Raw genomic sequence first — 11,813 nt, forward strand, 5'->3', positions numbered from 1 at the left:
AAGTATACGTAGTTTATTTGATGCTGTCAATGATGTTTCTTAGCACCATGATAAAGTAAATTATGAAATGCCTTTGATTTCAATAAAAATCATCGATTCTGTTTATGTTTATCTTTAATTGGTAAACATATGCTTATAATGCCATTTAACATGAACAGAAGGGAGATACAATTCATATATGCCGAATAATAGAATGGAATCCATATGGAAAAAAGAGCAGACCTTTGAGGAAAGAGAACCGTTAAGAGGAGATATATCGGTTGATGTTGCCATTATAGGCGGTGGAATGGCTGGTTTGCTGACAGCATTTTTCTTACAGCAAAAAGGACTAAAAACGGTGGTGCTGGAAGCGCAGACCATAACTAGTGGGCAGACCCAAAATACTACTGCCAAGATTACTTCTCAGCATGGATTGATATATGATAATCTGATACAAAACTTTGGAGCAGAAAAAGCAGCATTATATGCGAATGCCAATGAGGAGGCGATTAAACGGTATGAAGCCATAATTAAAGAGAGGGGGATCGATTGTCATTTTGAAAAGAAGCCTTCGTATCTGTATTCCCTAAAGGATAGCAGAGTAATTGAAAAAGAAGTAGATGCTGCCGTAAACTGTGGGATTTCTGCAACGTTTACAGTGAACACAGCCTTGCCCTTTGACGTGAAAGGTGCAGTAAAGTTCGAGAAGCAGGCACAATTCCAACCCTTAGAGTTCCTAAAGGAAATTATTAACCCCCTGACAATCTATGAGCATACCCAGGCAAAGGCTATTGATGATTCAATTATCTTAACGGAGCAGGGAAGAGTAAGAGCAGAGCATATAGTAGTAGCCAGCCATTACCCCTTCATTAATACACCGGGCTACTATTTTCTTCGCATGCATCAAGAACGGTCTTATGTTATGGCCCTGAAAAACACCCCATCCTTGGATGGCATGTATCGTGATGAAAGCATGGAAGGTCTGTCTTTTCGAACCCATAAGAATATGCTTATTCTCGGAGGCGGAGGTCACCGTACCGGTGAGAATACACCCGGTACCGGCTACGGTATGTTAAAGGAGGCAGCGGCAAAATACTATCCGGAGCATGAGTTGGTATGCAGATGGTCAGCCCAGGATTGTCATACGATTGACAGTGTACCTTATATTGGGAAATATTCTCCATCAACGCCTAATCTATATGTTGCTACCGGATTCAAAAAATGGGGTATGACCGGCTCTATGGTTTCCGCAGGAATTCTAAGTGATATGATTACAGGCGTTAAGAACCCCTATGAGGATTTGTACACCCCTCACAGATTTCAGGTAAGTGCTTCTATGGTTAGTCTACTTGATGAAACCAGACATGTAGCCTCAGGGCTTCTGATTGATAAGTTAAAGCCTGTAAAAAAACATCTGGACACAATTAGTAATGGACAGGGGGGGATTATTGAAGAGGACGGACAGAAGATGGGGGTATATAAAGAAAAAGACGGTAAGACTCATTGTGTTTCTATAACCTGTACTCATTTAGGGTGTCAGCTTGCATGGAATGCAGAAGAACTCACTTGGGACTGCCCCTGCCATGGCTCTCGATTTTCTTACACGGGTGAATTAATTGATAACCCGGCTTTGGAGGATATTCATTATGAGGAGGCATAAAACCTTTGAAGGCTGGTATTTTAAGCATCAAAATAACGATACGGTTTTAGCCTTTATACCCGGGAAGAGTGTAGATGAGACGGGAAAAAGCAGGGTATTTTTACAAATAATTTGGAATGAGGATTCTTACTCACTAGATTTTAATGAAGAAGAATACAAAGTGGATAAATACCATAAAAGAATATCTATTGGAAACAATGTGTTTTCCAAACAGGGTGTCCGGGTAGATATTCAGTCTAAAGATATCACGTTAAAAGGGATAATCCGCTATGGATGTCTAAACCCTATACGTTACACAATCATGGGGCCGTTTCAGTATTTGCCCATGATGGAATGTAAGCATGAAGTAATTAGTATGTCCCATGCCTTGCAGGGAAAAATAATGATTAATGGCAGAGTGCTTGTTTTTAATGGGGGACAAGGCTATATTGAGGGAGACAGCGGCTGTTCTTTTCCTAAGGATTATTTGTGGCTGCAATGCAACCGATTTGAAGAAAATGAGGCTTCTATTATGATTTCTGTTGCTCATATTCCATTTCTGGGGCTTAGTTTTAAGGGCTGTATCTGTGTTATTCACTATAAGGGTAAAGAGTATCGTTTTGCCACGTATCTGGGAACAAGAGTTATCTGTAGCTGCCCCAAAGCCATTGTTTTAAGTCAGGGGAATTACAGGTTGAAGGTATATTTATCAGAGCAGAGTCAAACTCAAGCTAGGCAAGAGGATAAAAAGCTTAATTTTTCACATAGTCTGTTAGCTCCTTTAAATGGCTTAATGAACCGGTATATTAAGGAAGAGCATTTGCTGCAAGGAAGATTTTTGTTATTCAAAAAGGGAAAGCTTACGTTTGATTTGTTCAGTAACTATGTAAGCTATGAATATGTGGAATAATAAATTTTTTTGTGTATTGTTGTACTAATTTAATGAGTACATGTTTTAATTTTATACTACCTACCAGGCGGGTGATTCTGCCTAGTAGGTAGTATAAAAAGTTTGCATGAGTATCTTGTAAAAAAATGAAATAATATGTAAAAATTGCACTTGAAATACATCGATTCACTTAATATAATGAAATTGGAGAAAGTATTCCAGTTAATAAATTGTAAAAAATGAATGATTATGTAACAAAATTTGCGAATGACTGGAGAGGTTAGTATTTTTATATTTATAGAATATTAAATTTTATTACAACGTTGGGAGGTAACTTATGTTAGACATTACTCCAGTCAAGGATGATGGGATGACTAGTTGTTATGATGTACAGCTTGAATCAGTAGGAAAATGGAAAGGTATTGGCTATGAATTAATGTATTTAGATAATTGGAAGTTTCTTTTTAAAGAGGAGAGTACTAAAGGAGAAGGAATATGGGAAAGAGGAGTAATTGCTCCTCGATTGTATTTTGATAACTTACTAGAGACTAATTATTTGATTGAAAAATTTCACGGTATACATATAGATTTTATTGATATTCCACTGGTTGAATTAGAGAGTGCATTAGATAGTATATTGGATAAAAGATTACCAGTATTATTGCCTGTTGATACATATAATTTGCCATGGCTTAATGGGTTTTATGGAAATATCCACTCTAGGCATATTATTCTAGTAGTAGGGAAAAGTAAAAATGAAGGCTATTACTGCAACGATACTCGACCATATTTACAAGAACCAATTGCAGGAGGACTATTAACTCTTAAAGAGCTTAATGAGGGATATGCAGGTGGAATTGGACATTTTAAGATAAGCGAGCCACAATATTCATTTGAAGATATTTGTAAGATACTTAAAAATATAGATTTTAACATGTTTAATTCTATGAGAGAATTCAGTAGATATATAAAAGAAAATGAAATATTATCTGATGACATTGACGAATTTGATGGTGGAGATGGGATTATTGTAAGAGCAATTCGAAATATAGTACGTGCAAGGATTCATTTTCAAAAGTCTCTAAAATATATAAATTATAAATATAATGAAATTTGTTTGGACAGTAATGTTAACTCTTTTAATATATTTATTGATAAGTGGAAGATTATTAAAGGATTGTTTTATAAGTCATATATAAAAGGAGATTATTCTTGTAATAATATCAAAATATCAAAAATTATTAATGAGCTGGCAGACGAGGAAGAAGAAGCAGCTATAAATATGATGAAGGAATTATCCAGTATTAGATAAAAGTATAAAATTGACACATATACTATGCTGTGAAGTATTGTAGTATGTGTCTTTTTTTACTGAGGCAGTCACCTAAAAATTTAAATCTCATACTATAAAGCATAAAGATAATAAGGAGATTTACGAAATGGATAACTACAGACGTCCGATGTATAACCGCGGTAACCGTGGTATGGGAAATTATAATAATCAACCATGTGGATGTACTCCGGTTATGGATACAGGTAAGGAAGACTGTTGCGAAAAAGATATGTTTGCTAGTTGTGTTGATAAATTACCATTGGCCATGGCCTATGTACCGTTTCAAAAATGGCGTAAGGTTTACGATGCCTCTGTAGGTTTAGCAAGAGGGACTATTTTTGAAGAATTGGATTTGCCCTTTTATGGAGACAGGAATATGTGTGGAATGAGGGGTGACAGGTAATGGCAAATAAGAGTCGTGATCAATTAATGTGTATTATCACTGAAGCTAGTTTCGCAATTGACGATGTAAAGTTATACCTTGACACACATCCTTGTGATAGGGAAGCTCTGGAATATTATCAGAAATACAGGCAGATACGAAAAGAAGCCATGAAGGAATATAGAGACTGCTATGGTCCTATTACAGCTTATGACGTGGAAGCCTCAAAAGAATGGACCTGGATAGAAGAACCATGGCCATGGGAAGGAGTGTGCTAATATGTGGACTTATGAAAAGAGATTACAGTATCCGGTAAATATCAAGAATACCAATGCAAAAACTGCAAAATTCATAATGAGCCAATTCGGTGGTCCAGACGGTGAACTGGCAGCCTCCATGCGCTATCTTTCTCAAAGGTATACCATGCCTTATAAAGAAGTAACGGCGATACTAACTGATATTGGTACGGAAGAATTAGCTCATATGGAAATCGTAAGTGCTATTATCTATCAGTTAACAAAAAATCTTACAATTGATGAGATCAAAGCGCAGGGCTTTGAAACCTATTTTGTTGACCATACGCTTGGGTTATGGCCACAGGCAGCCAGCGGTACACCGTTTACTTCTACCTTCTTCCAGTCAAAAGGCGACCCTATTACAGACCTACACGAAGATATGGCAGCAGAGCAGAAAGCAAGAACCACCTATGACAACATTCTTCGTATGGTAAAAGATCCAGATGTAGCTGATCCTATTCGTTTCTTAAGGGCCAGAGAGATTGCCCATTATCAAAGATTCGGTGAAAGTCTTAGAATCGTTCAGGATCATTTGGACTCCAAAAACTTCTATGCCTTTAACCCGGAATTTGATAAATAGATTAAAATTGCATTGATTTTCCCATGTGATTAATTTATACATTCAGAAGCAAAAAACCGTACTGGCTCCTTAACAGCCTTCAGTACGGTTTTTAAGATTATTTCTTTTTATTCTTGGATAGCAGACAATTTCAGACAGCAGCTGGCAAAATCACCACGGAGTCCTTCCGGCAGGATTCCGCTATTCATTAATTCATCACCTCCAAGTATTACACCGGTATCATTCACACGGTACTGATAATCTGGGTGCAAGCCCATAAGTCTAATTTTTTTGTGAGGCATATTAGGTGTAGCCAGTACACGGTAATAAAATGCAACCGCTTCGGTTTGTGCTTCATTCACATATATCCATGCAGTATCATTGCCTTCAAAAGGGCTTAACAGACGATACTGATTGCCAAACTGTATAACATGACGAATGGTCTTATAAAAAGCCACTTGTTCTTTTACCAAAGCCTTTTCCTCATCTGATAGTTCGGTTAAATCCAGCTCATATCCAAAATTCCCTGCCATAGCTACATTTCCTCTGGTCATCAGACTTGTACTTCTGCCAACCTGATGATTGGGAGAAGCTGAAATATGGGAGCCCATAGTAACGGCAGGATACACAAGACTGGTACCATATTGTATTTTTAATCGTTCCATGGCATCGGTATCATCACTAGTCCAGGTTTGCGGCATATAGTATAACATACCAGGGTCATATCTGCCGCCACCGGAGGCACAGCTTTCGAACAGTACATCTGGAAACCTTGTTGTAATGACATCAAGGATGTGATACAGCCCAAGCATGTAGCGATGGGTAATTTCTCTTTGTCTTGTTTCAGGCAGTAAAGCAGACCCCATATCGGAAAAACTCCGGTTCATATCCCATTTTACATAGGAGATGGGAGCAGAAGTGAGAATATGAGATATCCTATCTATAATCTCATTACACACATCCTCTCTGCTTAAGTCCAGAACCAACTGATTCCTTTGGAAAGGTGTGGAGAGAGGAGTTCTGTCCGGGACATGAAGGCACCAATCGGGATGTGCCCGGTATAAATCGCTGTCCGGAGATATCATCTCCGGCTCAATCCATAAACCGAAGCGAATTCTTTTACTTGTAATGTTACCAGCTAGCGTATCAAGGCCATGGGGAAGCTTATTCTTATCAACCACCCAATCTCCAAGTGAGCTATTATCAGAATCTCTTTTTCCAAACCATCCGTCATCAAGAACAAACAATTCCATTCCTAGTTCTTTGCCGGCAGTTGCTATCTGCTCTATCTTTTCTTCATTAAACTGAAAATAAGTAGCTTCCCAATTGTTGATTAAAATAGGTCTTTCTAGATTTTTATAGGTGCCTTTACACAATCTATCCCGGTAGAACTTATGGTAAATCCGCGACATCTTCCCAAGCCCCTTATCAGAGAAGACAAGAATTACTTCCGGGGTTTGAAAGGTTTGATTCCAATCTAAGCTCCAGGAGAAATCAAATGGTTGAATTCCCATCTGTACCCTTGCGGATAAGAACTGATCAACCTCGACCTCAGCCAAAAAGTTACCGCTATAAGCGAGGTTAAAGGCGTAAACATCCCCCTGATTTTCTGTAGTATGCTTATTTAAAAGTGCAATAAAAGGATTTTGCTGATGACTGCTGAAACCTCTTTTGCTATCTACCCCTTGAAGACCGGGTACCAGAGGGCGGCGGCAGATGTATTTTTCTCTGCCCCAGGCTCCGGATAACTGGAGTAGTTCATAATCAGAGGTATCAAAGTCTATGCATAGACTTAATGCCCTAAGTAGCTTTAAGTTCTGTTTGTCCTCTCTGGTATTAGTAAGTCGAACGGATCTGGTTATGACTGGATATGTTTCGAATACGGTATAGGCTAGTATCACTTCAAGACCTGAAACGGCATCTCTTAAAGTAATTTCAAGAGTAGTGGCCTCTTCCTCTGATTCTGCATAAGAAGCAGGAAGACCAGAAAGAGCCGGTTTGCCTTTCATGATGCGGTGAAGACTATACTTTAGTTCACTAGTAGTTGAGCCGTTTTTTTGTAAAACCTCTACGGAAGGGGTTCGCAAATCGCCGGTTCCATAAACAGAATATTCTTGTGGCAGGACATCTAAATTAACAAAGCTTTCTTTGCAAAGTGCATGTCCGGTTTTAAAGGTTTTAATTGGTTTCCCCCAATACAAATGAGCCAGATATCCACAATCTAAAACCTGTAGGATATAACTGCTTTCACTGGTTTGCAGATGAAAAAGTTTTTGTTCTTCCATATAAATAATTCCCATATATACCTCCCATTTTCTGTTCTGTGGTAAATTTTACTGCTTTGTAAGTAAATTTAGTGAAATTTATCAATTTCATCTTTTTAAATATACCCAATTTTTACTATATAAGAAATAGAGAAAACAGTCAATCACTATAGTAAATAATAATGGAGAAAAGTGGAATGTACTAGGAAGCTTGCATTGAAAAATGGAGGGGGAGAGAGTTATATATCAATTCAGGCGGTATAAGTAAAGCAATTGTACAAACAGTTATAATAAAAAAAGAACGAAATGGATGATACGCACTCAATTTCATTCTTTTTTACTATGCATTTTAGGGAATTAGTAACGGTCTTCATATTCTTCAATGGTCTTGCGGATACTTTCTGCTACATATTCAGCAATTTCATTGGATTTCATGTCTTTGTAATCCTCGTAATATAGTGGTTCTAAATAATGTATCTGAACGGTTAATTTAGCTATGGAGTGGGTATCAAAGGCTTTATAGGAATCAATGATGGCAATGGGAACAATAGGGCTTTTGGCATTCATTGCACATTTAAAGCTTCCTCCCTTAAATTCCTGAATTTTATTACCATTTCTTGAACGGGTACCTTCCGGAAATATAAGATAATTTCTGCCTTCCTTTACTTCCTTTGTAACTTCTATAAGTATCTTCATAGATTGTCTTACGTCTTCCCGGTCTATAAATTTAGACTGAAGCAGTTTAAATACTTTACTGATAAAGAACAGGTTTTCCACTTCTTTTTTAGAAACCGTAGCGAAAGGACGTTCATGGGTTTCTAATAAAATCAGTGCATCGAATAGTCCCTGATGGTTACCGTATATAACATAACCATTCTCTTTAGGAAGATTCTCAAGACCATGGCACTTTATATCAACCCTGCCACGTTTATTAGCAAGTCTGGTTATATGACGCAGCAGAGCATATCTTGTGGTTTCATCATATTCATCTGTTTTGCAGTATTTATTAATTTTATAAGACCAGTAGGGTAACTGGAAGATACTTCGAATTACCATTAATATAATACGTTCCATATAGACTCCCATCTGTGTGTAATAGCATATATATATTTTACACTCGTAATGCTTATTTGTGCTAGTGCCTGCATTACCGCACCAGTAGTTATTTTTTGCATGAGTGTTTAATCCTTAGCAGTAACTTATACAAATTGTGATTTACATGAGGTCATAGCCTTTTAACATGCGGGCTCTACTTGGATGTCTTAATTTTCTTAAAGCTTTCGCTTCAATCTGTCTGATTCTTTCTCTGGTAACATTAAATTCCTTACCAACTTCTTCTAATGTTCTGGTTCTTCCGTCCTTTAAACCGAAACGAAGGATTAAGACACGTTGCTCTCTTTCTGTCAGAGTTTCCAATAATTTGGATATCTGATCCTGCAATACAGAATAAGAGGCTGCATCTTCGGGACCCATAATGGAATCATCCTTTATAAAATCACCTAAATGGCTGTCATCTTCCTCGCCAATAGGAGTATCTAGAGAGATTGGGTCAGCAGATACTTTTAGTATTTCTCTTACCTTTTCAATAGGAAGTTTCATAGCATCCGCAATTTCCTGCTCGGAGGGTTCACGGCCTAGTTCCTGTAAAAGGCTCCGGGATACACGATAAGTCTTATTAATAACTTCAGACATATGTACCGGAATACGAATCGTACGGGATTGGTCTGCAATAGATCTTGTTATCGCTTGTCTAATCCACCAGGTAGCATAGGTACTGAACTTGTAACCTTTATTATAATCGAATTTGTCAACGGCCTTTATCAGACCTAAATTACCTTCTTGAATTAAATCAAGGAAGGACAAACCTCTACCCACATAACGTTTTGCGATACTGACAACCAGTCTTAAGTTTGATTCTGCCAGTACTTGTTTTGCGTGGGCGTCACCTTCTTCAATTTTTTTTGCTAATTCAATTTCTTCTGCGACCGACAATAGAGGATAGCTTCCGATTTCTTTTAGATAAAGTTTAACCGGGTCATCGGACATGGCACCAACCATAGAAAAATCATCAATGTCGAGTAAAGCCGCTTCATCACTGTCTTCTAATTCCAGAATAATTTCATCATCCGGTTCATCCTCTTCAATAGGATTTAGAATGACAATATTATGTGCTTCCAGGTACTCATATATTTTATCAATTTGTCTGACATCCAGGTTTAATTCTTTGAAAAAATCATTCACCTTTCCTACATCGACAACACCCTTATTGTCATTGGCATAAGACAACAGTTCTTTTAGTTTTTCTTCAAATTTTTGTGCTACTTCGCTCATTATATTCCTCCATGGGTCTTGTTGCTTAATCTACAATAAAAAAAGAAACTATTTACAAAACAAGTGTCCCTGCATGTATAGTATGAGGAATCAGGGGACATTTCATGCAAAATATTTAGTAAATAAGTTTCTTGGGACAATATTATCACCAAATATCATTATAGCACAGGCTGTCCGAGAAGAAAAGATAATTTTTTATTTTCGACGGTTTTCGCCAGACATATTTCGCTTCTTTCTATTTAGTGTTAGTAAATTGTGAAATTCTTAGAATAGTATAAGGATGTAGGCAAAATCATCAAAATAAGAATTATAAATTAGTAATTTGCAATTGTCTATGCGGTTGCGAATAGACGTTTTCGTATTTTCGAATCATTATTGTTTAAGTATCTTTAGAATAAAATATGTTTAAAGCTTGCAAAATATCCATAGTAACATATATTATATAGGATACCATTTTTGAATATAAGTATCCCCATGACTTTCACATGGCACATGGTGGAAAAGTCATGGGGTATTATTGGATTAAAACAACACTGTCAATTAGGGTTCGATGGGTGCAAAACGTAAGCGTACCTGGGGCAGTTTAGGAATGGTTGTATAATAATTAATCGCCCAGTCCTTTCCCTGAGAGGAATCATTTTCACCGGAGGCAGGAGGTGCAAAAAGCTTAAGCGTCATGTCACAGGCTTTATTCAGAGGTTTCTCAAAGAAAGCAGATATCATATCAACAACCGTAACACCGGGGGCTTTATAAAACCACTTACCGTTGATTTCCATCATTAAATTCAAATCTTTGATTTCATCCTCAAAACGCACTTCCAGAAACACTGGATTCTCAGCAAAATGAAGAGGTATCGAAAGACCGGTGGCATCTTCTGAACCGCCCCAGCGCAAAGTAACCGGTAAGGAAATCTCTTCTGTCTGGGTCATAACAGGGCTAAAGTAATCATCATGAATAATTTCTTTATAAGTTTTTAAAACAGGCTGTTCAATACCTACATCTTTGTTGTTAGGATCTGTAATCTCAAGTCCAAGCCTTCCGTCATCTCTGAACTGGTAGAAAGTGAAGCCGCTGAACCAATCGGAGGATTCGGTTTTTAACATATTACAGAATTCTTTTACCATATCTGCCTGATCATAAGGCCCCGTAACATCACCATCCGCATTCAATTCTGACATTACCATAGGCTTTGATTCGCCGTTATTAAGGAATTTATAACGTTCATAGCTTTTCTTGGTCAACCGATAGGTCTGCTCTACGGTATCTCTCTTATGGCTGGTACCGCCCTTTTCAGCAACATCATAAGGCCAGCCCCAATGCAGTGCCATGTATTTGTCAACAGACCAGATATCGGTAACTTTTACAGCTTCTTTGAATTCTTCTTCTTTTTCTATTTCGTCTTCTGTAAAACTTGTTACTCCGTCCAGGCAAAGAATGGTGCTTACATTGGGTGCATATTCTTTTACGATATTATGAAAACGGACATAGAAGTCAGCCACTTCCTGATAAGTACAACGTTTGTTAAACGAAAACCAATTACCGGTTGCCTCATGGTTAATACGGAATAACACACGTCCAAAGGTAGTTAAATCCTTGGCAATGGCAATTAAATGCTCATCGGAGACATGGGGGTCAATGGTAAGGGTAAGTAATACATCCTGTCCGTGACGTCTGACGTCTCTCATTAAGGTAAAGGGTTCATCGTCAAGGGTACCGTGCAGGCCTCCTTTGTAGGGAAAATAATCATCATATGGATAACCCCAGGCAAAGGTTACTTTATCACTTTTATGGGCAATACTGGCTCTTTCAGGAAAACCCTCGTCCAGAGGGTAATAGCAAAACATCAAATTAATTGCTCTATGGGGGCGTCCCAATTTATGAAGTATGTAATCCTGATTCACATATAAACCCCGTTCGCTGCCATCACCTAAATCAACTGCACATTTAGCTGGTCCCATATGCAGGTTGTAAGCTTTTAATACATTATTCATGCGTCTCTCCTTTGATACTCCTTTGGTATTTTATTACTTTTACACAGTATAGCATGAGGGAACAAATATTTACAATGTAGTATATTTTCATGTGAATGTGGTATCTGGATATACCTTTAAGTAGGTATAGTTAATTGTGATACTACTAT

At 37.7% G+C, this 11,813-nt stretch carries 10 protein-coding genes; 6 read left to right on the forward strand and 4 right to left on the reverse strand.

The genetic code is table 11. From position 1 onward, the window contains the following. Positions 1–178: 178 nt before the first annotated feature. From acsn021_RS01595 to acsn021_RS01620, 6 genes are all read left to right on the forward strand, one after another. Positions 179–1,639: an FAD-dependent oxidoreductase gene (locus acsn021_RS01595; protein WP_330601808.1), complete on the forward strand. Its 1,461-nt coding sequence runs from the start codon at positions 179–181 to the stop codon at positions 1,637–1,639. After that, positions 1,626–2,528 (forward strand): tocopherol cyclase family protein, encoded by a 903-nt coding sequence (locus acsn021_RS01600; protein ID WP_184094492.1) that lies wholly within the window; start codon positions 1,626–1,628, stop codon positions 2,526–2,528. Before acsn021_RS01595 ends, acsn021_RS01600 begins: the two co-directional genes overlap by 14 nt. Positions 2,529–2,844: 316 nt before the next feature. Continuing rightward, a complete protein-coding gene (locus tag acsn021_RS01605; protein WP_184094494.1) occupies positions 2,845–3,819 on the forward strand; it encodes a cysteine peptidase family C39 domain-containing protein in 975 nt (324 codons plus the stop codon). A gap of 127 nt (positions 3,820–3,946) precedes the next feature. Beyond that, entirely contained in the window at positions 3,947–4,243 is a 297-nt protein-coding gene (locus acsn021_RS01610) for a spore coat associated protein CotJA (protein WP_243167945.1), read from the forward strand. Then, entirely contained in the window at positions 4,243–4,500 is a 258-nt protein-coding gene (locus acsn021_RS01615) for a spore coat protein CotJB (protein ID WP_184094496.1), read from the forward strand. Before acsn021_RS01610 ends, acsn021_RS01615 begins: the two co-directional genes overlap by 1 nt. A gap of 1 nt (position 4,501) precedes the next feature. After that, positions 4,502–5,098, forward strand: a complete 597-nt coding sequence (locus tag acsn021_RS01620) for a manganese catalase family protein (protein ID WP_184094498.1) — start codon at positions 4,502–4,504, stop codon at positions 5,096–5,098. 107 nt (positions 5,099–5,205) lie between these two features. On the opposite strand, the gene acsn021_RS01625 is transcribed toward acsn021_RS01620, so the two are convergent. The 4 genes from acsn021_RS01625 to acsn021_RS01640 form a co-directional block, all read right to left on the reverse strand. Continuing rightward, on the reverse strand, positions 5,206–7,377 hold the full coding sequence (locus acsn021_RS01625; RefSeq protein ID WP_184094500.1) for an alpha-galactosidase: 2,172 nt from the start codon (positions 7,375–7,377) through the stop codon (positions 5,206–5,208). A gap of 321 nt (positions 7,378–7,698) precedes the next feature. Then, positions 7,699–8,415 (reverse strand): lysophospholipid acyltransferase family protein, encoded by a 717-nt coding sequence (locus acsn021_RS01630; protein ID WP_184094502.1) that lies wholly within the window; start codon positions 8,413–8,415, stop codon positions 7,699–7,701. Between the two features lie 141 nt (positions 8,416–8,556). Beyond that, complete coding sequence (gene rpoD / locus acsn021_RS01635; RefSeq protein WP_184094504.1) at positions 8,557–9,672, reverse strand: RNA polymerase sigma factor RpoD; 1,116 nt, start codon at positions 9,670–9,672, stop codon at positions 8,557–8,559. A gap of 540 nt (positions 9,673–10,212) precedes the next feature. Beyond that, a complete protein-coding gene (locus tag acsn021_RS01640) occupies positions 10,213–11,664 on the reverse strand; it encodes a glycoside hydrolase family 26 protein (RefSeq protein WP_184094506.1) in 1,452 nt (483 codons plus the stop codon). Positions 11,665–11,813: the final 149 nt, after the last annotated feature.

The organism is Anaerocolumna cellulosilytica, from assembly GCF_014218335.1.
Lineage (GTDB): Bacteria > Bacillota > Clostridia > Lachnospirales > Lachnospiraceae > Anaerocolumna > Anaerocolumna cellulosilytica.